The 19,580-nt window shown below is 64.4% G+C and carries 20 protein-coding genes and 1 tRNA gene; 6 read left to right on the forward strand and 15 right to left on the reverse strand.

Annotated features, from left to right (window positions below; translation table 11 throughout):
* Positions 1-16: 16 nt before the first annotated feature.
* The 3 genes from AX284_RS09000 (at position 17) to AX284_RS09010 (ending at position 1,691) form a co-directional block, all read left to right on the forward strand.
* A tRNA-Glu gene (locus AX284_RS09000) sits at positions 17-92 on the forward strand.
* A 133-nt stretch (positions 93-225) separates the two neighbouring features.
* The gene (locus AX284_RS09005; protein WP_064307227.1) at positions 226-1,368 is read left to right on the forward strand and encodes a GNAT family N-acetyltransferase; all 1,143 of its coding nucleotides are present in this window, start codon (positions 226-228) and stop codon (positions 1,366-1,368) included.
* Positions 1,362-1,691 (forward strand): YnfA family protein, encoded by a 330-nt coding sequence (locus tag AX284_RS09010; RefSeq protein ID WP_064307226.1) that lies wholly within the window; start codon positions 1,362-1,364, stop codon positions 1,689-1,691. Before AX284_RS09005 ends, AX284_RS09010 begins: the two co-directional genes overlap by 7 nt.
* A gap of 15 nt (positions 1,692-1,706) precedes the next feature.
* Here AX284_RS09010 and AX284_RS09015 read toward each other — a convergent pair whose 3' ends face one another.
* From AX284_RS09015 to AX284_RS09030, 4 genes are read right to left on the reverse strand one after another with little or no spacing between them, the layout of a single operon-like run.
* The gene (locus AX284_RS09015) at positions 1,707-1,937 is read right to left on the reverse strand and encodes a YheU family protein (RefSeq protein WP_064307225.1); all 231 of its coding nucleotides are present in this window, start codon (positions 1,935-1,937) and stop codon (positions 1,707-1,709) included.
* Positions 1,938-1,991: 54 nt separating this feature from the next.
* Positions 1,992-3,179, reverse strand: coding sequence for an osmoprotectant NAGGN system M42 family peptidase (locus tag AX284_RS09020; RefSeq protein ID WP_017640298.1), 1,188 nt, complete (start codon positions 3,177-3,179; stop codon positions 1,992-1,994).
* Positions 3,176-4,915, reverse strand: coding sequence for an N-acetylglutaminylglutamine synthetase (ngg, locus tag AX284_RS09025; RefSeq protein ID WP_068384770.1), 1,740 nt, complete (start codon positions 4,913-4,915; stop codon positions 3,176-3,178). The genes AX284_RS09020 and ngg overlap by 4 nt, the downstream gene beginning before the upstream one ends.
* A gap of 13 nt (positions 4,916-4,928) precedes the next feature.
* Positions 4,929-6,701 carry an N-acetylglutaminylglutamine amidotransferase gene (locus AX284_RS09030; protein ID WP_068384774.1) on the reverse strand — a complete coding sequence of 591 codons (1,773 nt, stop codon included), beginning with the start codon at positions 6,699-6,701 and terminating at the stop codon, positions 4,929-4,931.
* Between the two features lie 397 nt (positions 6,702-7,098).
* Here AX284_RS09030 and AX284_RS09035 point away from each other — a divergent pair, with 397 nt between their 5' ends.
* Complete coding sequence (locus tag AX284_RS09035) at positions 7,099-7,359, forward strand: type B 50S ribosomal protein L31 (protein ID WP_007162739.1); 261 nt, start codon at positions 7,099-7,101, stop codon at positions 7,357-7,359.
* A gap of 22 nt (positions 7,360-7,381) precedes the next feature.
* Here the strand turns inward: AX284_RS09035 and metR are convergent, their stop codons facing one another.
* The 5 genes from metR to AX284_RS09060 form a co-directional block, all read right to left on the reverse strand.
* Complete coding sequence (gene metR / locus AX284_RS09040; RefSeq protein ID WP_064307222.1) at positions 7,382-8,299, reverse strand: transcriptional regulator MetR; 918 nt, start codon at positions 8,297-8,299, stop codon at positions 7,382-7,384.
* Between the two features lie 148 nt (positions 8,300-8,447).
* Positions 8,448-9,977 carry a glycerol-3-phosphate dehydrogenase gene (glpD, locus tag AX284_RS09045; RefSeq protein ID WP_068384776.1) on the reverse strand — a complete coding sequence of 510 codons (1,530 nt, stop codon included), beginning with the start codon at positions 9,975-9,977 and terminating at the stop codon, positions 8,448-8,450.
* Positions 9,978-10,133: 156 nt separating this feature from the next.
* Positions 10,134-10,898 (reverse strand): DeoR/GlpR family DNA-binding transcription regulator, encoded by a 765-nt coding sequence (locus AX284_RS09050; protein ID WP_007162742.1) that lies wholly within the window; start codon positions 10,896-10,898, stop codon positions 10,134-10,136.
* 172 nt (positions 10,899-11,070) lie between these two features.
* On the reverse strand, positions 11,071-12,579 hold the full coding sequence (glpK, locus tag AX284_RS09055) for a glycerol kinase GlpK (RefSeq protein WP_017640303.1): 1,509 nt from the start codon (positions 12,577-12,579) through the stop codon (positions 11,071-11,073).
* Positions 12,580-12,609: 30 nt separating this feature from the next.
* Positions 12,610-13,482 (reverse strand): MIP/aquaporin family protein, encoded by an 873-nt coding sequence (locus tag AX284_RS09060; RefSeq protein ID WP_017640304.1) that lies wholly within the window; start codon positions 13,480-13,482, stop codon positions 12,610-12,612.
* Between the two features lie 295 nt (positions 13,483-13,777).
* On the opposite strand from AX284_RS09060, the gene AX284_RS09065 reads away from it, so the two are divergent.
* The gene (locus AX284_RS09065) at positions 13,778-14,560 is read left to right on the forward strand and encodes a PhzF family phenazine biosynthesis protein (RefSeq protein WP_017640305.1); all 783 of its coding nucleotides are present in this window, start codon (positions 13,778-13,780) and stop codon (positions 14,558-14,560) included.
* A 45-nt stretch (positions 14,561-14,605) separates the two neighbouring features.
* On the opposite strand, the gene argF is transcribed toward AX284_RS09065, so the two are convergent.
* Positions 14,606-15,523, reverse strand: coding sequence for an ornithine carbamoyltransferase (gene argF, locus AX284_RS09070; protein ID WP_068384779.1), 918 nt, complete (start codon positions 15,521-15,523; stop codon positions 14,606-14,608).
* Positions 15,524-15,717: 194 nt separating this feature from the next.
* Positions 15,718-16,122: a DUF3597 domain-containing protein gene (locus AX284_RS09075; RefSeq protein WP_068384782.1), complete on the reverse strand. Its 405-nt coding sequence runs from the start codon at positions 16,120-16,122 to the stop codon at positions 15,718-15,720.
* Positions 16,123-16,366: 244 nt separating this feature from the next.
* On the opposite strand from AX284_RS09075, the gene grxD reads away from it, so the two are divergent.
* Complete coding sequence (grxD, locus tag AX284_RS09080; protein ID WP_017640308.1) at positions 16,367-16,693, forward strand: Grx4 family monothiol glutaredoxin; 327 nt, start codon at positions 16,367-16,369, stop codon at positions 16,691-16,693.
* 59 nt (positions 16,694-16,752) lie between these two features.
* Here the strand turns inward: grxD and bfr are convergent, their stop codons facing one another.
* The 4 genes from bfr to pyrC form a co-directional block, all read right to left on the reverse strand.
* Positions 16,753-17,229: a bacterioferritin gene (gene bfr, locus AX284_RS09085; RefSeq protein WP_017640309.1), complete on the reverse strand. Its 477-nt coding sequence runs from the start codon at positions 17,227-17,229 to the stop codon at positions 16,753-16,755.
* A 193-nt stretch (positions 17,230-17,422) separates the two neighbouring features.
* Complete coding sequence (locus AX284_RS09090) at positions 17,423-17,638, reverse strand: bacterioferritin-associated ferredoxin (protein WP_064307217.1); 216 nt, start codon at positions 17,636-17,638, stop codon at positions 17,423-17,425.
* Between the two features lie 118 nt (positions 17,639-17,756).
* Entirely contained in the window at positions 17,757-18,428 is a 672-nt protein-coding gene (rnt, locus tag AX284_RS09095; RefSeq protein WP_371099781.1) for a ribonuclease T, read from the reverse strand.
* A gap of 2 nt (positions 18,429-18,430) precedes the next feature.
* On the reverse strand, positions 18,431-19,474 hold the full coding sequence (gene pyrC, locus AX284_RS09100; protein WP_064307216.1) for a dihydroorotase: 1,044 nt from the start codon (positions 19,472-19,474) through the stop codon (positions 18,431-18,433).
* Positions 19,475-19,580: the final 106 nt, after the last annotated feature.

A 19,580-nucleotide genomic window follows, 5' to 3' on the forward strand; every position in this document is an offset into this window, starting at 1 on the left:
GTCGCACCAGGGTAACGTCCCCTTCGTCTAGTGGCCTAGGACACCGCCCTTTCACGGCGGTAACAGGGGTTCGAGTCCCCTAGGGGACGCCACACTCGAAAGAAACCGCCTCACGGCGGTTTTTTTTGTCCGCACGAAAGCCATTCACCAGGGTCTTTCCCAGGTGCCCGTCAGGGCATTGAATTGTGTTAGACCTGTACGCCGAGTCCAAGCAAGGGGAGTGGGATGATCGTCGAGTATCTCTACAGCCTGGCCCAGGTGTCTGCCGAGCAGTGGAACGGTTTGCTGGTGGACGACCAGCCCTTTCTGCGGCATGAATTCCTCTCTACCCTGGAAGACAGCGGCAGCCTGGGGCAGGGGACCGGCTGGCAGCCCGCGCACCAGATCCTCAAGGATGAACAGGGTCGACTGCGGGCCGCGATGCCGGCCTATCTCAAGGCGCACTCCTATGGCGAATACGTCTTCGACTGGGCCTGGGCCGATGCCTGCCGGCGCGCCGGGATCGACTACTATCCCAAGCTGCTGGCCGCCGTGCCCTTCTCGCCGGTGCAGGGGGCGCGTCTGCTGGGCGAGCCAGCCGCCTGCGCGACCCTGCTCGACGCCACCACGGGCAGCCTGGCCGGTCTGGAGCTCTCCAGCCTGCACGTAAACTTCACCGACCCCAAGGCCGATGCCGTGCTGCAGGATCGCGATGGCTGGCTGGCCCGCCTCGGTTGCCAGTTCCACTGGCATAACCGCGGCTATCGCGACTATGGCGACTTCCTCGCCGCCCTGACCTCGCGCAAGCGCAAGCAGCTGCGCAAGGAGCGCGACCAGGTCGCCGGCCTGGGGGTGAGTTTCGAGTGGCGTAAGGGCGATGAGTTGAGCGAGGCGGAGTGGGACTTCGTCTATGCCTGCTATGCCAATACCTACGAGGTACGCGGCCAGGATCCCTACCTGACCCGCGCCTTCTTCAGCCTGCTGGCCGAGCGGCTGCCCGAGGCGATTCGGGTGGTGCTGGTGCGCCAGGGCAGCCGGCCGGTGGCCATGGCCTTCTATCTTAAGGACGATGACACCCTCTATGGCCGTTACTGGGGCTGCCTGCAGGAATTCGACCAGCTGCACTTCGAGACCTGTTTCTACCAGGGTATCGAGTACGCCATCGCCGAAGGGCTGCAGCGCTTCGATGCCGGCGCCCAGGGTGAGCACAAGCTGATTCGGGGCTTCGAGCCCACCCTGACCCATTCCTGGCACTACCTGGTGCATCCGGGTTTGAGAGCCGCTGTGGCGGAGTTTCTCGACCAGGAACGAGAGGGGGTCCAGGCCTATGCGCGCCGGGCCGCCGAGGCCTTGCCCTATCGCCAGGAAGACGGCGCGGCACCATGCTGAACTATCTCTGGTTCCTACTGGCGGCGCTGTTCGAGATCGCCGGCTGCTATGCCTTTTGGCTCTGGCTCCGGCTGGATCGCAGTCCCTGGTGGATAGCGCCCGGGCTTGCCAGCCTGGTGCTCTTCGCCCTGTTGCTGACCCGTATCGAGGCGGCCTACGCCGGGCGCGCCTACGCCGCCTATGGCGGCATCTATGTGGTGGCCTCGCTGGGCTGGCTGGCGCTGGTCGAGCGCACCCGGCCGACTTGGACGGATCTGGCGGGCGGTCTGCTGTGCGTGGCCGGGGCGCTGGTGATCCTGTTGGCGCCGCGCGGCAGTACCTGACAGGCGCGAGACGCGCTAGTCGTCGAGCAACTCGGGCGGCACGTCGCGGCGCAGCACCAGTTGGCACAGCGCGCTGTCCGGATCGAAGAGGATGACGGCTTCGCCGGTTTCCAGGGCGCGTCGGGCGCGCTGGGTACGGGTCGCCAGGGGTGTCTCGTCACCGTTGTCGGTGCCGTCGCGGGTAACGAAGTCTTCCAGCAGGTTGTCGAGGGTGGCGGCAGCGAGCTGGTTGTGGGGGATGATCATGGAGAGGTGCCTGAAAAAAGGCGCCCAGGATACCCCAGGCGCTTGGTTCGAACGCTATTTGCTGCCGTCGCCGACGACCTCCTCCAGCGGCGGCAGGTGCGTCTGGTTGTCCATCTGGGTGTCTTCCGGCAGCAACTGGTGACCGAAGCGATCCAGCGAGCTGTCGGCCGGTTGCGCATCGCTGTCGAACACCGGCGGGCTGAGCATGTAGCCGGTCAGCAGCTGGCTGAGCGCCGCCAGGCTGACGATATGGGTGCGCTCGTAGCCATGGGTGGCATCGCAACCGAAGGCCAGCAGGGCGACCCGCACGTCCTGGCCGGAACTGATCGCCGAGTGGGCGTCGCTGTAGTAGTAGCGGAACAAGTCGCGGCGCACCGGGATGTCGTTGCGTTGCGCCAGGCGCAGCAGGTGCCGTGACAGGTGATAGTCGTAGGGGCCGGCGGAATCCTGCATGGCGACGCTGACGCGGTGCTCGTCGGAGCGCTGGCCGGGCGCGACCGGGGCGATGTCGATGCCGACGAATTCGCTGACGTCCCAGGGAAGGGCACCGGCAGCCCCCGAACCCACCTCCTCGGTGATGGTGAACAGCGGATGGCAGTCGATGGGTGGCGTCTGGCCGGTTTCCTTGAGCATCTTCAAGGCGGTGAGCAGGGCAGCCACGCCCGCCTTGTCGTCCAGGTGGCGCGAGCTGATGTAGCCGCTGTCGGTGAATTCCGGCAGCGGATCGAAGGCGACGAAGTCGCCGACCTGCACGCCCAGTTGCTCGGTCTCGTGGCGACTCTTGGTCACGGCGTCCAGGCGCAATTCGATGTGGTCCCAGGTCACCGGCATCTTGTCGATCTCGGTGTTGAAGGCGTGACCCGAGGCCAGCAGCGGCAGCACACTGCCTCTCAGGGTGCCGTCATCGGTGAACAGGCTGACCCGGCTGCCTTCGGCGAAGCGACTCGACCAGTGGCCGACCGCCGCCAGGCCCAGGCGGCCATTGTCCTTGATCTCGCGGACGATGGCGCCAATGGTGTCCAGGTGCGCGGAGACGGCCCGGTCGGGACTCTCCTTGTGGCCCTTGATGGTGGCGCGGATGGTGCCGCGGCGGGTCAGTTCGAAGGGGATGTCGAGTTCGTTGAGCCGTTCGGCGACGTACATGACGATGGTGTCGGTGAAGCCCGTGGGGCTGGGGATGGCCAGCATGTCCAGCAGGACCTTGCGCAGGTAATCCAGATCGGGCTCGGGCAAGCGATTCATAGCGGAACCTCCCGGGAGAGCGGGAACAGCAGGTCGATGAAGCGTTCGGCGGTGGGGCGGGGCTCGTGATTGGCCAAGCCCGGCCGCTCATTGGCTTCGATGATGACGTAGTCGGGCGAGTCGGCAGCCGGGACCAGCAGGTCCATGCCGGTGACGGGGATGTCCAGTGCCCGGGCCGCCTGGATGGCAGCGTCGGCCAGCACCGGATGGAGGCTGTCGGTGACGTCTTCCAGGATGCCGCCGGTGTGCAGGTTGGCGGTCTTGCGCACGGCCAGGTGGGTGCCGGTGGGAAGCACGCTGTCCCACTCGTAGCCGGCACCGCGGATGGCGCGTTCGGTTTCCTCGTCCACCGGGATGCGCGACTCGCCGCCGGTGGCGGCCTGGCGACGGCGACTCTGGGCTTCGATCAGGTCCCGGACGCTGTGCTGACCGTCGCCGACGATTTCCGCCGGCCGGCGGATGGCCGCAGCCACCACCTCGTGGCCAATGACCACTATCCGCAGGTCGAGGCCCTGGTGAAAGCTTTCCAGCAGCACGCGATCGTCATAACGCTGCGCCGCCTGGATGGCGGTGGCGAGGTGTTCGGCGTCGCGGATATCCACGGCCACGCCCTTGCCCTGTTCGCCATTGACCGGCTTGACCACCAGAGCGCCATGCTTCTCCAGGAAGGCGGCGTTGTCTTCGCCGCTGCCCGCCAGTTGCTGTTCAGGGACCTTCAACCCGGCCCGGGCCAGGGTACGGCTGGTCAGCACCTTGTCGGCGCAGAGGGTCATGGTCACGGCGGAGGTGAGATCGGTGAGGGATTCGCGGCAACGGATGCGCCTGTTGCCCTGGATCAGGGTGAAAAGACCCCCTTCGGCATCGTCCACCTGCACCTCGATGCCACGCCGCAGGGCTTCGTCGACAATGATCCGTGCATAGGGATTCAGTTCGGCAGCAGGGCCGGGGCCGAGGAAAAGCGTCTGATTGATGCCGTTCTTGCATTTGATGGCGAAGGTCTGCAGCTGACGGAAACCCAGCTTGTCGTAGAGTCGCTTGGCCTGCAGGTTGTCATGCAGCACCGACAGGTCCAGGTAGGCCAGGCCGCGGCTGGCATAGTGCTCGATCAGGTGGCGAACCAGCGCCTCGCCGACGCCGGGTCGGCTGCACTCGGGTGATACCGCCAGGCACCACAGCGAGGAGCCACCATCAGGATCCTGGAAGGCCTTGACGTGATTGAGGCCCATCACCGAGCCGATGATGGCGCCGCTGTCGTCGTCTTCCGCCAGCCAGTAGACCGGGCCGCCCCTGTGCCGGGGCGTCAGCCGCTCGGTATCGACGGGCAGCATGTGCCGCTGCTGATAGAGTCGGTTGATCTCGCTCCAGTCCTGCGCGGAGCAGGCGCGGCGGATCCGAAAGCCGCGATAGATCCGGCGGGCCGGACGATAGTCGCTGAACCAGATCCGCAGGGTATCGCTGGGGTCGAGGAACAGCTGCTGGGGTGCCTGGGCCAGCACCTGGTGCGGCGCGGCTACGTAGAGCGCGATGTCGCGCTCGCCGGGCGTTTCGGTGAGCAATTCCTTGGCCAGGCTGGCGGGGTCGGGATAGGTATGGCCGACGAGCAGCCGTCCCCAGCCGCAATGCAGGCAGAGCGGTTGAGAGGTCGGATGATCGCCTTCCGCCAGGCGCGCCTGCAGCCGTTCGTAGGAGGGCGTCTGGGCACGCTGGAGGCGCTGGTTGTAGCTGGTCGCTTTCATGCGTCGTGCACCCTCACAGTCCGTGTTCGCTCAGCCAGAGGTTGAGCGCGGCGAGTTGCCAGAGCTTGGAGCCACGCAGAGGGGTGATGCGGTCGGCCGGATTGGTCAGCAGGCGATCGATCTCGGCGGTGTCGAACAGACCGCGATCCTGGCTGGGATCCAGCAGCAGCTCGCGTACCCAGCTGAGGGTGTTGCCTTCCAGGTGCTTGAGGCCCGGCACCGGGAAATAGCCCTTGGGCCGGTCGATCACCTCTTGGGGAATGACTTTGCGCGCAGCGGCCTTGAGCACCTGCTTGCCGCCGTCGCCCAGCTTGAATTCGGCGGGAATGCGCGCCGAGAGTTCGGCCAGGCGATAATCGAGGAAGGGCACCCGGGCTTCTAGGCCCCAGGCCATGGTCATGTTGTCGACCCGCTTGACCGGGTCGTCCACCAGCATCACGGTGCTGTCCAGGCGCAAGGCCTTGTCGACCCCGGCGCTGGCGCCCGGCTTGGCGAAGTGCTGACGGACGAAGGCCTCGGCGGCGTCTTCCTCCAGGCGCATGCCCGCCTGCACCGTGGCGGCGTACTGGGCATAGTCGCGGTCGAAGAAGGCGGCGCGATAGGCCGCGAAGGGATCGGCGGCGCCATGCACCTGGGGATACCAGTGGTAGCCGGCGAAGAGTTCGTCCGCGCCCTGGCCGCTCTGTACGACCTTGCAGTGCTTGGAGACCTCGCGCGACAGCAGATAGAAGGCGATGCAGTCGTGGCTCACCATCGGCTCGCTCATGGCCGAGAAGGCGCGCGGCAGCTGCTGGATGATCTCGTCCTCGGCGATGCGCAGTTGATGGTGACGGGTACCGTAGTGATTGGCGATCAGATCGGAATACTGGAATTCGTCGCCGCGCTCGCCGCCGGCATCCTCGAAGCCGATGGAGAAGGTCAGCAGGTCCTTGACCCCCGAATCGTGCAGCAGGCCCACCAGTAGGCTGGAATCCACGCCACCCGACAGCAATACGCCCACCTCGCGCGCGGCGCGCTGGCGGATTGCGACGGCATCCTTGAGGCCGTGCAGGACCCGCTCGGCCCAGTCATCCAGGGTGTAGCGGCGCTCGTCTTCACGGGGACCGTAGTCCAGGTTCCACCAGGTCTCCTGATGCTGGTGGCCAGACGCATCCACGGTCATCCAGGTCGCCGGCGGCAGCTTCTGCACGCCCTGCAGGATGGTGCGCGGTGCCGGCACCACGGCGTGGAAGTTCAGGTAGTGGTTGAGCGCGACCGGATCGATGCGGGTGTCGATGTCACCGGCTTCCAACAGGGCGGGCAGGCTGGAGGCGAATCTCAGGCGTTTGTCAGTGAACGACAGATACAGCGGCTTGATCCCCAGACGATCCCGGGCGATGAACAGCCGGCCGCTGTCACGCTCCCAGATGGCGAAGGCGAACATGCCATTGAGCTTGGGCAGCATGTCCTTGCCCCAGGCGTGATAGGCCTTGAGCAGGATCTCGGTGTCACCTCCGGAATAAAAGCGGTAACCCTTGGCTTCCAGCTCGCTGCGCAATTCCGGGTAGTTGTAGATGGCGCCGTTGAACACCATCGACAACCCCAGTTCCGGCTCGATCATGGGTTGGCCCGAGGCTTCCGCCAGATCCATGATCTTCAACCGCCGGTGGCCCAGGGCGACCGGTCCCTGGCTGTGGAAGCCCCAGGCATCCGGTCCGCGCTGTTCGAGGCGGTGGGTGATGCGCTCCACCACGCTGATGGCTGCGGGTTGTTGATCGAAACGAAGCTCTCCGGCGATGCCGCACATGGTGCTGTGCCTCTTGAATCCTTGGGATGCGGCGCAACGAGTTCAATCCCGAACCCGGCGTGCGCATCCAATGCGTGTGGACTTCTCGCGATCCTTGAGAAGCCAATGCAGGGCGCCGTGCGGGCGCAAAGGGCAGGGGCGGACAGCTCGTCTGTCTGGCGCCGTGGGCCTGAACGCACGCACCGACCGACAGCGGGTCTCAAAGAGAGTGGGGTACCGCCGGTCAGGGCCTCAGGTTACGAGCCCCAGGCGCGGCGGATGGTTCCATCGCAAGGGTCATGGCTGCCGCCACCGTCACAGGCGGGACTGCAAAAGTGATCTTTATATGTTATAATGTATCTTTAATCGGCGCACGGGAGGCATCTCGTCTTCGGCGCCCCAGACCAGGAGACGTCTCATGAAACCCGGTATCCATCCCAACTACCGTCCCGTGCTGTTCCACGACACCACCTCGGACACCTACTTCCTGATTCGCTCCACGGCTGAGAGCGACCGCACCCAGGAATACGAAGGCGAGACCTATCCCTACATCAGCCTCGACGTATCCAGCGCTTCCCACCCCATCTACACCGGCGAGCAGCGCCAGATGAAGGTCGAAGGCCGCGTCTCGAGCTTCAACAAGAAGTTCGCCGGCTTCCCGGGTGGCAACAGCAAGTAAGCGCCACGGGCAGCGCGCCGGCTCAGCGCGCGCTGCTGACCCCTTCGAGGGTGGCGAAGGAGGTGTCCTTGGCGGTCAGCAGGAAATCCTGCATGAAGGGCGCTTCCAGCATGTCTTCGCGAATCGCCGCATGGAGCGTCGCATAGAGGCCTTTCTCCCCCAGCCGGCGCGCCGTCACGTAGCCGCGCGAGCTGTACTCGTGGATCGCCCAGTTGGGCAGGCAGCAGACGCCACGGCCTGACGCCACCAGTTGCAGCATCATCACCGTCATCTCCGCCGTGCGAATCGAGAGCGGTTCGACATCGGCCGGATCGAGAAAACGGGTGAAGATATCCAGTCGATCGCGCTCCACCGGATAGGTGATCTGGGTCTCCTGGGCGAGGTCCTCGGGCACGATATAGGGCCGCTGTGCCAGGGGATGCTGGTTGGCCACCGCCAGCAGGGCTTCGTAGGTGAACAGTGGCACATAGGTGACCCCCGAGAGGTCCACCGGATCGGCGGTGACCACCAGATCCAGATCGCCCCGCGCTAGCGCGGGCAAGGGTGCGAAAGAGAATCCGGAGGCCAGGTCCAGCTCCACTTCCGGCCAGGAATCGCGAAACTGGTCGATGGTCGGCATCAGCCATTGGAAGCAGCTGTGGCATTCGATGGCCATGTGCAGCCGGCCCGCCGTCCCGCCCACCAGGCGCGCCAGATCCCGTTCGGCACTGCGCAGATGCGGCAACACCGCGTCTGCGGTCTGCAGCAGGCGCAAGCCGGCGCTGGTGAAGCGGATGGGTTTGGTCTTGCGAATGAATAGCGGGGTCCCCAGCCGTTCTTCTAGTTCCTTGAACTGATGGGAGAGGGCGGACTGGGTCAGATGCAAGCGTTCTGCGGCCTCCACCAGACTGGAGGATTCGCGGAGTGCATGCAGGGTTTTCAGGTGGCGAAGTTCGAACATGGCGTCGGCGCTGGAGGTAAAGGTGCATCATGAAGACTTTTCATGGTGCTGCCTATGCTCCAACGTGCCTGGCGCGCTGTTTCAGTGTCTATTGCAAGGGTGAACACCACTGTTCCTGAGCGGATTGCCCGCTCAGGAACAGCAGGCGTCAGGCCGCGTTGCTGTCCTTGGCGCTCCGGGCGGGTTCGGAATGCGCCAGGAGGTTTTCCAGAGCGGCCCGCTCCGTATCGGTGAATACCAGGCCCAGCTTGGTCCGCCGCCAGAGCACGTCATCGGCACGGGTGACCCACTCGTGGCGCTGCAGGTATTCCACTTCACGCACGTGGAGATCAGCGCCGATTACCGCTCCTAGTTCCTCCACCGAGCGCGAATCACCCAGCAGGGTCCAGACCCGACTGCCATAGGTGGTGGCCCAGCGCTGCGCCAGGGCCGGCGTCAGGCCGCTGACCTTGTCCAGCAACTCGCGGGTCAGCGCCTGGGGTGTGGTCATGTGCTCGCCACCGGGCAGCGGTGCCGAGGCTGTCCAGCTGTTGCCCAGCAGGGGGAAGAAGGGCTGCAGCTGCGCCATAGCCGACTCGGCCAGCTTGCGATAGGTGGTCAGCTTGCCACCGAACACCGACAGCAGCGGGGCGCCCTGTTCTTCGGCCAGCGACAGGGTGTAGTCGCGGGTGATGGCGGAGGGGTTATCCGACTCGTCGTCGCACAGCGGGCGGACACCGGAGAAGGTGTGCAGGACGTCATCGCGACTGAGCTGCTTGCGGAAGTGGGCATTGGCCACCCCCAGCACATAGTCGATTTCCTGGTCAGTGATGGCCACCTTGGCCGGATCGCCCTGGTACTCGCGATCCGTAGTGCCGACCATGGTGTATTGGCCCAGGTAGGGAATGGCGAAGACGATGCGACGGTCCTCGTTCTGCATGATGTAGGCCTGCTCGCCTTCGTACAGCTTGGGCACGATGACATGGCTGCCCTGGATCAGGCGGATGCCATAGGGCGACTTCTGCTGCAGGTCCTGACGGATGAAGCTGGCGACCCAGGGGCCGGCGGCATTGACCAGGCCCTTGGCACGGATCTGCTGGCGCCCCTGAGGACCTTCGACCTCAACCTCCCAGTGACCCTCGACGCGGCGGGCGCTGACGCAACGGGTGCGGGTCACTATGTCGGCACCCTTGTCCCGCGCCTGCATGGCGTTGAGCACCACCAGACGGGCATCGTCCACCCAGCAATCGGAATACTCGAAGCCACGCTTGATCTCGGCCTTGAGCGGCCCCTGGGCATCGAATTTCAGGCCGCGCGAACCTGGCAGCTTTTCGCGCTTGCCGAGGTGGTCATAAAGGAAGAGACCGGCACGGATCATCCAGGCCGGACGCAGGTGCGGGCGATGGGGCAGGACGAAGCGCATCGGTTTGACGATGTGGGGCGCCTTCGCCAGCAGTACCTCGCGCTCGGCCAGGGCTTCGCGCACTAGCCGGAACTCATGGTGTTCCAGGTAGCGCAGGCCGCCGTGGATCAGCTTGCTGCTGGCAGAGGAGGTGTGGCTCGCCAAGTCGTCACGTTCACAGAGGAACACCGACAGGCCACGACCGGCGGCGTCGGCGGCGATGCCGACGCCATTGATGCCACCGCCGATGACGGCGAGATCGTAGGTCCGGGGAGTTGCAGTGGGTGCCTGGGCCATGGTGCCTCCTGTGAAACGAACATAATTATTCGGTTTCGAACATAATAGCCCAGCAAAAACTCAGGTTCTAGCCAGGTCTGTGTCTTCAGACCGCTAAAACGAAAAAAAACGAATATGGAGAGGGGGGAGGCGACGAATGGTCGTCGCCCCTGGAGGTCAGCGCGGGCGCGCTACCTCGACCTTGACCTGCCATTCGCGCAGGCAGCGCGCGAAGGCCGGAGAGGGCTCCTGCTCGGTGAACAGCTGATCGATCTGCTCCAGGCTGCCCAGGCGGATCATGGCGTTGCGGCCGAACTTGCTGGAGTCGGCGGCGAGAAACACCTGGCGGGCATTGTGGATGATGGCCTGGGAGACGCAGACCTCCTGGTAGTCGAAATCCAGCAGGGTGCCGTCTTCGTCGATACCGCTGATGCCCACCAGGGCGTAGTCGACCTTGAACTGCTTGATGAAGTCGGCGGTGGCCTGGCCCACTACGCCGCCGTCGCTGCGTACCTTGCCGCTGGCGATCAGCACGTCGAAGTCGTCCTTGGCGCTGAGGATGTTGGCCACGTGCAGGTTGTTGGTGATGACCTTGAGGCTGCGATGCCCGAGCAGGGCATGGGCGATGGCCTCGGTGGTGGTGCCGATGTTGATGAACAGCGAGGCATGGTCGGGCACGGCAGCGGCCACGGCTTCGGCGATCAGGCGCTTTTCCTCGCGCATCTGCCCGGCCCTCATGCTGTATTCGGTGTTTTCCACGCTGGAGTCGTGGGCGGCACCCCCGTGGTAGCGCCGGAGCAGCCCGGCTTCGGCGAGCTGGTTGATGTCGCGGCGGATCGTCTGGGGGGTGACGGAGAAATGCTGGGCCAGCTCTTCGATGCTGACGTAGCCGCGCTCACGGACCAGTTCGAGAATCTGCTGTTGGCGAGGCGCCAGGCTCATTACGGCTTCCTTGAGGTGATCGAGTAAATTCACAGAGGATGCCGTAGCTCTTTCAAGGTGGAAAGCGCTTGTCGCGCAAAGCAAGACCGGCGTCGGAAGACGCCGGCCTCGTGGGGGAGCCTTGCGGGAAGCGGCCCCGGCAAGTACCGGCCGCTTCCCGGTCGGATTCGACTCAGTCCAGCGCCCAGCCGCGGGTACGCTCGACGGCCTTCTTCCAACCCTTGTACAGGGTGTCTCTCTTGCTCGGATCGCAAGCCGGTTCGAAGACCCGTTCGATGGTGCTCTTGCTGCGCAACTCGTCCAGGCTGCTCCAGAAGCCGGTGGCGAGACCCGCGAGGTAGGCCGCGCCCAGGGCCGTGGTCTCCTTCATTTCCGGTCGCTCGACCCGGGTGCCGAGCACATCCGACTGGAACTGCATGAGGAAGTTGTTGGCGGTGGCGCCGCCGTCCACGCGCAGGGACTTCAAGGCTTCGCCGGCATCCTGCTGCATGGCGTCCAGCACGTCGCGGGTCTGGAAGGCAATGGATTCCAGAGTGGCGCGGATGATGTGGTCCACTTTCACGCCCCGGGTCAGGCCGAACAGCGCGCCGCGGGCATAGGGATCCCAGTAGGGCGCGCCCAGACCGGTGAAGGCCGGGACCAGGTAGACGCCGTTGCTGTCGGTCACCTTGGTGGCGAAGTACTCGGAGTCCAGGGAATCGTTGATCACCTTGAGCTCGTCACGCAGCCACTGGACGGTGGAGCCGCCGTTGAAGATGGCGCCTTCCAAGGCATAGTTGACCTCGCCGCGAGGACCGCAGGCGATGGTGGTCAGCAGGCCGTGCTGGGACTGCACCGCCTTCTCGCCGGTGTTCATCAGCAGGAAGCAACCGGTGCCATAGGTGTTCTTGGCCTGGCCGGGCTCCACGCACATCTGGCCGAACAGCGCCGCCTGCTGGTCGCCGGCGATACCGGCGATGGGGATGCCGGTGGTCTGGCCGCTGCCCAGGTGCGCCTGGCCATAGACCTCGGAGGAGGACTTCACTTCCGGCAGCATCTCGCGCGGGATGTCGAGCACCTCGAGCATGGTGGCATCCCACTCACGCTTGTGGATATCGAACAGCAGGGTGCGGGAGGCGTTGGTGTAGTCGGTGACGTGGGCCTGGCCCTGGGTCATCTTCCAGATCAGCCAGGTGTCCACGGTGCCGAACAGCAGCTCGCCGCGGCGGGCGCGTTCACGGCTGCCTTCGACATGATCGAGGATCCACTTGATCTTGGTGCCGGAGAAATAGGGATCGATCACCAGGCCGGTGGTCTTGCGGATATGGTCTTCCATGCCGTCGCGCTTGAGCTGGTCGCAGATCGCGGTGCTCTGGCGGCTCTGCCAGACGATGGCGTTGTAGATGGGACGACCGGTGAGCTTGTCCCAGACGATGGCGGTTTCACGCTGGTTGGTGATGCCGATGGCGGCGATCTGCTCGGTGCTGATGCTGGCCTGGGCCAGGGCCTCGACGAACACCGCGCTCTGGGTGGCCCAGATCTCCATGGGGTCGTGCTCGACCCAGCCGGCCTGGGGATAGATCTGCGCGAATTCGCGCTGGGCGATGGTCACCACGTTGGCATTGCGGTCCAGCACGATGGCGCGGGAGCTGGTGGTGCCCTGGTCGAGCGCGACGATGTACTGCTTGTTCTGGTCGGTCATGGTCGTATTCCTTATTGTGATTCGCGGCGATCAGGACGCTTTGGAAGCGGAGTTCACTTCGGTGCGAGCGCTGTCCTCGGCCTTGGCCGGGACGTCGCAGGCACCGGAAGCCAGGCCGGGCAGGTGGCGGCAGATCAGCGCCTTGTAACCGGCGGCGCCCAGGCAGGCACCGACGATGGGGCCGAAGATCGGCACCAGGAAGTAGGGGATGTCGCGGCCACCGGTAAAAGCGATTTCACCCCACCCGGCGAAGAAGGCCATCAGCTTGGGTCCGAAATCCCGGGCCGGGTTCATGGCGAAGCCGGTCAGCGGACCCATGGAACCACCGATCACGGCGATCAGCAGGCCGATCAGCAGGGGGGCGAGCGGGCCACGGGGCAGGCCGTTGCCGTCGTCGGTGAGGGCCATGATCATGGCCAGCAGGATGGCGGTGATGACGGCTTCCACCAGGAAGGCCTGACCGATCGACAGGGAAGGATGGGGATAGGTGGAGAAGACGCCGGCCAGTTCCAGGCTCGCCTGGCTGCCGCGGACCATGTTGTGGGCCTGTTCATAATCGAAAAACAGGCTGCTGTAGAGGCCGTAGACCAGCGCCGCGCCACAGAAGGCACCGGCGACCTGGGCCAGGATGTAGGCCGGGACCTTGCGTCTTTCGAAGCCACCGAACAGCCAGAGGGCGATGGTGACGGCCGGGCTGAGATGCGCGCCGGAGACACCGGCGGACAGGTAGACCGCCATGCTCACGCCGACGCCCCAGATGATACTGATCTCCCACAGGCCGAGGGTAGCGCCGCCGACCTTCGCGGCCGCCACGCAGCCGGTACCGAAAAAGATGAGCAGGGCGGTGCCGAGGAATTCGGCGATGCATTGACCGCGTAGTGTTGGAGCGAGAAGAGTACTCATGGGGGAGCCTCGTGGTTGTTGTATTTATAGGTGGCCGATGGGCCATTTGTTCGCAACCGAAAATCTAATTTCAAATATGAAAACTGTCAAAGCTCCTGAGCGCAAAAACAGTGACGACGTTCGACAATTCATTGCCGATGCGACGCCGCCTGCTATTTTGGTCATAGGACTCATGAAGACAATCTGTCCATCGGCCGGTCTTAGGCTGTAGCCGTCGCTACAGGGATCATCAGAGGCCGGGTGCCCGCGCGACGTTGACGCTTGCTGTTTCTCTTCTTCTGCTCAGGTAGCGTGCATGTCCCTAGAATTTCATCAGGTCGATGCCTTCACCGATCAGGCCTTTCGCGGCAATCCTGCTGCCGTCTACCGCCTGGATAGCTGGCCGGCCGACGAGCTGCTGCAGCGAATCGCCACCGAGCACAATCTTTCGGAAACCGCCTTCGTGGTGCGCGAGGGCGAGACCTGGCGGATTCGCTGGTTCACCCCGCGGACCGAGGTGCCATTATGCGGTCATGCCACTCTGGCAGCCGCCCATGTGCTGTTTGAAGCCTATGGAGAGCCTGGAGATCGACTGGAGTTCATCTGCCAGTCGGGCGTGCTGCGGGTGTTTCGCGAGGGCGATGGCCTGCTGGCGCTGGATTTTCCGGCGTTGGTGCCCACGGAGCTGGGGGTGACGCCCGAACTGGAGCGAGCCCTGCAGGTCTCGCCGGTGGATGCCCTGGCGGCGGACAAGCTGCTGGTGCTGCTGGAGTCGGAACAGGCGGTGCGTGACTGCAAGCCGGATCTGGCTGCCATCGCCCGGCTACCCTGGCAGGGCGTCATCGTGACCGCGCGGGGACAGGAGGTCGACTTCGTCTCGCGCTTCTTCGCCCCGGCAGTGGGCGTGGACGAGGATCCCGTCACCGGCTCGGCGCATTGCAGCCTGATTCCCTACTGGTCGCGGCGACTGGCCAAGCGGATGCTCACCGCCCAGCAACTCTCCGCTCGCGGTGGGCAACTCAGGTGTCGGTTAGAAGGCGATCGGGTCAGTATCGCCGGGCGGGCGGTAACGGTCATGCGCGGGCAGCTGTTGCTGTGAGCCAAAGGCCTCGGCTGCCTGGCGCAACCGAGGCCTACGCCAGGATCAGGCGTGTAGCGGCGGCTTGATGAGGAATTCGAGCAGCGCCTTCTGGGCGTGGAGGCGATTTTCGGCTTCGTCCCAGACCACGGCGCGCGGATCGTCCAGCAGGGTATGGCTGATTTCCTCACCGCGGTGAGCCGGTAGGCAGTGCATGAACAGCACCTTGGGGGCGGCGCCATCGAGTAACTCGGCGGTGACCTGGTAGGGCTTGAAGGCCGCCAGGCGCAGACGGGTTTCCTCTTCCTGGCCCATGGAGGTCCAGACGTCGGTGCTGACCAGGTGCGCCTGAGCCACGGCCTCGCGCGGATCCCGGGTCACCCGGACGCGCTCGCCGGCACGCTCGAGAAAGCGCGGGTTGGGCTCGTAGCCTTCCGGGCAGGCGATGCGCAGATTGAAGTCGAGTTGTTCGGCCGCCTCGATATAGCTGTTGCACATGTTGTTGCCGTCGCCGATCCAGGCCACGGTCTTGCCACGGATATCGCCCCGGTGTTCGAAGAAGGTCTGCATGTCGGCCAGCAGCTGGCAGGGGTGCAGGTCATCCGATAGACCATTGATCACCGGCACCTGGGAATGGGCGGCGAAGGTGGTCAGCATCTCGTGGGCGTAGGTGCGGATCATCACGCCGTCGAGCATGCTCGACATGACGCGGGCGCTGTCCGGAACGGGTTCGCCGCGGCCGAGCTGGGTATCCCGGGAGGAGAGGAAGATCGCCTGGCCGCCGAGCTGGATCATACCGGCCTCGAAGGAGAGGCGGGTGCGGGTCGAGGCCTTCTCGAAGATCATGCCCAGGACGCGATTGCGCAGGGGCTCATGCAGCACGCCCCGGTTGCGCAGGGCCTTGAGTTCGATGCCGCGTGCGATGAGTTGCCGGAGTTCCTCGGGGGAACAGTCCATGAAAGAAAGAAAGTGGCGAACCGTCATTTCGTTACCCTAGCGTCCCGTCCCGGTAACGGCCGTCCGTGGAAGGCGCGGCGAACCTGAGAGCATGCCGTTTCAAACGGCGGAAAGACCAAAGGCGAAATGGTATAAGTTCATGTCGCATTTTACCACCATCCCAGCCTAGGCCCTTCGTTTCGGGCTGCTAGCCTGGGACGGGGTAGCGTAGGGGAGGCGCCTTACAGCAGGTCGGCGGGGACGTTGCCGCCGTTGTCGGCCAGCTTCTGCAGAACAGCCTTGTGCAGCCACATGTTCATCTGGGCGGAGTCGCCCATCTTGTCGGCGGGGCAGTTCAGTTCCTTGGCCAGTTCCTGGCGGGCGGTCAGGCTGCTGTCCAAGTCGAGCAGCTTGAGCAGGTCGACGATGGAGGTCTTCCAGTTGAGCGGTTCGCCTTTCTGGGCGGCCAGACCGTCAAGCTTGGCGGCGACGTCCACCTGGCTCATGGGGGTGGCGCCGGTCGGGGCGGCCGGGCTGCCGGCGGGTGCGGCGGTATCGGTCGCGCCGGTGGTGGGCGCAGCGGCGGGGGTATCCGCATGGGCTTCACCAATGCCGAGCTTCGAGAGGATCTTGCTGAACAGGCTCATGGAATTCTCCTGGGTCTTGGATCAGGCGCACCGAGCGGCGCCTACCCTTAACCTGACCACGGCTCCGGTGCCAAAGTTTTGCCTGGCGCCGCTCCGAATGGTCATGGCGGTGGCGAACGGCCGGGTCGGAACGTGGTCGATTGCCAGGTCGAGCCGCGCCTGTCACGGGCTGGGCGTCGCGGAAATCCCGGCGTTCCACCGGCCTTTCCGTTACAATCGTCCCACCGTATTAGCGAGGTGCATCGTGGAAATCATCGATACCATCAAAGACCAGATTGCCAACAATCCCGTGCTGCTCTACATGAAGGGTTCGCCGAACGCGCCTCAGTGCGGCTTCTCTTCCCGTGCCGCTCAGGTGCTGATGGCCTGTGGCGAGAAATTCGCCTATGTCGACATCCTGCAGAATCCGGAAATCCGCGCCAATCTGCCCAAGTACGCCAACTGGCCGACCTTTCCCCAGCTGTGGGTGGGCGGCGAGCTGGTCGGCGGCAGCGACATCCTGGCCGAGCTGTACGAGAAGGGCGAGCTGCAGACCCTGATCAAGCAAGCCGTGGAAACCAAGGACGCCTGAGTCTTTGGCCCATGAAAAAGCCCGCAGCGTGCGGGCTTTTTTTATGGGCGTTTGCCCGATCAATCGTCGTCGTGCATCTGCGACTGGATGTAATTCTCGATCCCGACGCTGGCGATCAGACTCAGCTGGGTTTCCAGCCAGTCGATGTGCTCTTCCTCGGACTCGAGGATGCTCTTGAGCATGTCGCGGCTCACGTAGTCCCGCACGCTTTCGCAATAGGTGATGGCTTCACGCAGGTCAGCCACGGCGCTGATTTCCAGGCGCAGGTCGCACTGGATCATTTCCTGGGTGTTCTCGCCGATCATCAGCTTGCCCAGGTCCTGCAGATTGGGCAGGCCTTCCAGGAACAGGATGCGCTCGATCAAGCGATCGGCGTGCTTCATCTCGTCGATGGATTCCTTGTACTCGTGATGGCCGAGTTTGCGGATACCCCAGTCGTTGTACATCCGCGAGTGCAGGAAATACTGGTTGATGGCCACCAGTTCGTTGCCAAGGATCTTGTTCAAGTGCTGGATGACGGTGATATCGCCTTTCATGGCCGGACCTGCAAATCGGGTGGGATTGCCGGCAGTCTGAGCGTGGAAGGGCCCTTTGTCAAAAGCTTAAGTTGTTGAAAAATCGACGAAAATCGAACGGTAATCGAAAGCTTTTCCATCCTTTCCGTAAGCGTTTGATTAGACAATAAAAAAGCCGGACGCAAGGTCCGGCTTTTTTTTGCAGGGATGTTGCTCAGACGCGCGGGACGTCCAGAGCGTAGGCGAGCTGCTGGGCACCATGTAGCTCACCGAGGGTTTCCTTGACCACCTGCTTGGCGAGGCAAGCGCACTTGCCGCACTGGGTGGCGCAACCCGTGCTTTCCCGGACTTCCCGATAACTGCAGCAGCCTTCATAGATGGCTTCGCGAATATGCTTGTCGGTCACGCCACGGCAAAGACACACGTACATGGATCGCCTGCTGTATGAGTGGAGGTGCCGCCAAAGCTAATGACAATGAGAATGATTGTCAAAGTTGTAGGCGGCAAAATCTCATCAAAGGCGTCCTGGGCGACAGGCGGTTGTCCGATCAGTCCAGGTCGACCCAGCCGCCCATCTCCCGCCAGCGATTGACGATGCCGCAGAACAGCTCGGCGGTCTTCTCGGTGTCGTAACGGGCCGAGTGGGCTTCGCGATTATCGAATTCGATACCGGCCGCCTGACAGGCCTTGGCCAATACCGTCTGACCATAGGCCAGGCCGGCGAGGGTAGCGGTATCGAAGCTGGAGAAGGGGTGGAAGGGATTGCGCTTCAGGCCACAACGCAAGACCGCGGCATTGAGAAAGCCCAGGTCGAAGCTGCTGTTGTGGCCGACCAGGATGGCTCTCTTGCAGCCACTGGCCTTGAGCGACTTGCGCACGCCCTTGAAGATCTCGCTCAGCGCCTGCTCTTCGCCCACCGCCATGCGTAGCGGATGGTCGAGCTTGATGCCGGTGAATTCCAGCGCCGCCGGTTCGATGTTGGCGCCGACAAAGGGTTCGACACGGAAGAAGTAGGTGTGATCCGGATAGAGCACCCCTTCCTCGTCCATGGCCACGGTAGTGGCGGCGATTTCCAGCAGGGCATCGGTGGCGGCGTTGAAGCCACCGGTCTCGACGTCCACCACCACCGGCAGATAGCCGCGAAAGCGGCGCGCCATGGGGATGCGCGAGTCGGACATCGGCTGGCTGGCATCCAGTTCGTCGCTGAAGGTCTCGTCCATGCTCATACGCCCACCTCCAGCCGCCAGCGCAACGTTTCACCCGCGCGCAGCGGAATCACCTCATGGTCGCCGAACGGCAGGGAGGCCGGCGCCTGCCAGTCCTCGCGCACCAGGGTGACGGTCTCGGTATTGCGCGGCAGGCCGTAGAAGTCGGCACCGAAATGGCTGGCGAAGCCTTCCAGGCGGTCGAGGGCGTTGCGGCTCTCGAAGGCCTCGGCATAGAGTTCCAGGGCGCCATAGGCGGTGTAGCAGCCGGCGCAGCCACAGGCCGCTTCCTTGGCGTGACGGGCATGGGGCGCCGAGTCGGTGCCGAGGAAGAACTTGGGATTGCCGCTGGTGGCGGCGTCCAGCAGGGCGCTCTGGTGGGTGTTGCGCTTGAGGATCGGCAGGCAATAGAAGTGCGGCCGGATCCCGCCCACCAGCATGTGGTTGCGGTTGTACAGCAGGTGGTGGACCGTGATGGTGGCACCGACGTTGGCCGGGGCCTCGCGCACGAAGGCAGCGGCATCACCGGTGGTGATGTGCTCGAACACCACCCTCAGCGTCGGGAAGCGCTGGACGATACGCACCAGGTGCTCGTCGATGAATCGCTTCTCGCGGTCGAAGACATCCACCTCGGCATGGGTGACCTCGCCATGCACCAGCAGCGGCAGGCCGATCTCGGCCATGGCTTCCAGGGTGGGGAAGAGGTTGTCCAGCGAGGTGACCCCGGAATCGGAGTTGGTGGTGGCACCGGCCGGATAGAGCTTGGCGGCGTGCACGAAGCCGCTGGCCTTGGCGCTGCGTACGTCGTCCGGGCTGGTGCGGTCGGTGAGGTAGAGCACCATCAGCGGCTCGAAGCGACTGCCGGCCGGACGCGCGGCCAGGATGCGCTCGCGGTAGGCGGCGGCCTGTTCGGCGTTGCGCACCGGTGGCACCAGGTTGGGCATGACGATGGCGCGACCGAATTCCCGGGCGGCGTCGGCGACGGTCTGCGGCAGGGCGGCGCCGTCGCGCAGGTGAATGTGCCAGTCATCGGGACGGGCAAGGGTGATCCGGTCGGTCATGCGGGATTCCAGGCTGCGGGAAAGTGGGGAAATGCTACCGGAAAAGGGGGTAGCCGGCACCCGTGCGGCGGGACCGCGCTCAAGTTTTCCGCGCCCTCGACCGATA

This window comes from Pseudomonas sp. HUK17, from assembly GCF_001566765.1.

Coding starts and splice junctions, on each gene's coding strand:
- AX284_RS09005 (WP_064307227.1), top strand. CDS start 226: ATGATCGTCGAGTATCTCTACAGCCTGGCCCAGGTGTCTGCCGAGCAG.
- AX284_RS09010 (WP_064307226.1), top strand. CDS start 1,362: ATGCTGAACTATCTCTGGTTCCTACTGGCGGCGCTGTTCGAGATCGCC.
- AX284_RS09015 (WP_064307225.1), bottom strand. CDS start 1,937: ATGATCATCCCCCACAACCAGCTCGCTGCCGCCACCCTCGACAACCTG.
- AX284_RS09020 (WP_017640298.1), bottom strand. CDS start 3,179: ATGAATCGCTTGCCCGAGCCCGATCTGGATTACCTGCGCAAGGTCCTG.
- ngg (WP_068384770.1), bottom strand. CDS start 4,915: ATGAAAGCGACCAGCTACAACCAGCGCCTCCAGCGTGCCCAGACGCCC.
- AX284_RS09030 (WP_068384774.1), bottom strand. CDS start 6,701: ATGTGCGGCATCGCCGGAGAGCTTCGTTTCGATCAACAACCCGCAGCC.
- AX284_RS09035 (WP_007162739.1), top strand. CDS start 7,099: ATGAAACCCGGTATCCATCCCAACTACCGTCCCGTGCTGTTCCACGAC.
- metR (WP_064307222.1), bottom strand. CDS start 8,299: ATGTTCGAACTTCGCCACCTGAAAACCCTGCATGCACTCCGCGAATCC.
- glpD (WP_068384776.1), bottom strand. CDS start 9,977: ATGGCCCAGGCACCCACTGCAACTCCCCGGACCTACGATCTCGCCGTC.
- AX284_RS09050 (WP_007162742.1), bottom strand. CDS start 10,898: ATGAGCCTGGCGCCTCGCCAACAGCAGATTCTCGAACTGGTCCGTGAG.
- glpK (WP_017640303.1), bottom strand. CDS start 12,579: ATGACCGACCAGAACAAGCAGTACATCGTCGCGCTCGACCAGGGCACC.
- AX284_RS09060 (WP_017640304.1), bottom strand. CDS start 13,482: ATGAGTACTCTTCTCGCTCCAACACTACGCGGTCAATGCATCGCCGAA.
- AX284_RS09065 (WP_017640305.1), top strand. CDS start 13,778: ATGTCCCTAGAATTTCATCAGGTCGATGCCTTCACCGATCAGGCCTTT.
- argF (WP_068384779.1), bottom strand. CDS start 15,523: ATGACGGTTCGCCACTTTCTTTCTTTCATGGACTGTTCCCCCGAGGAA.
- AX284_RS09075 (WP_068384782.1), bottom strand. CDS start 16,122: ATGAGCCTGTTCAGCAAGATCCTCTCGAAGCTCGGCATTGGTGAAGCC.
- bfr (WP_017640309.1), bottom strand. CDS start 17,229: ATGAAAGGCGATATCACCGTCATCCAGCACTTGAACAAGATCCTTGGC.
- AX284_RS09090 (WP_064307217.1), bottom strand. CDS start 17,638: ATGTACGTGTGTCTTTGCCGTGGCGTGACCGACAAGCATATTCGCGAA.
- rnt (WP_371099781.1), bottom strand. CDS start 18,428: ATGGACGAGACCTTCAGCGACGAACTGGATGCCAGCCAGCCGATGTCC.
- pyrC (WP_064307216.1), bottom strand. CDS start 19,474: ATGACCGACCGGATCACCCTTGCCCGTCCCGATGACTGGCACATTCAC.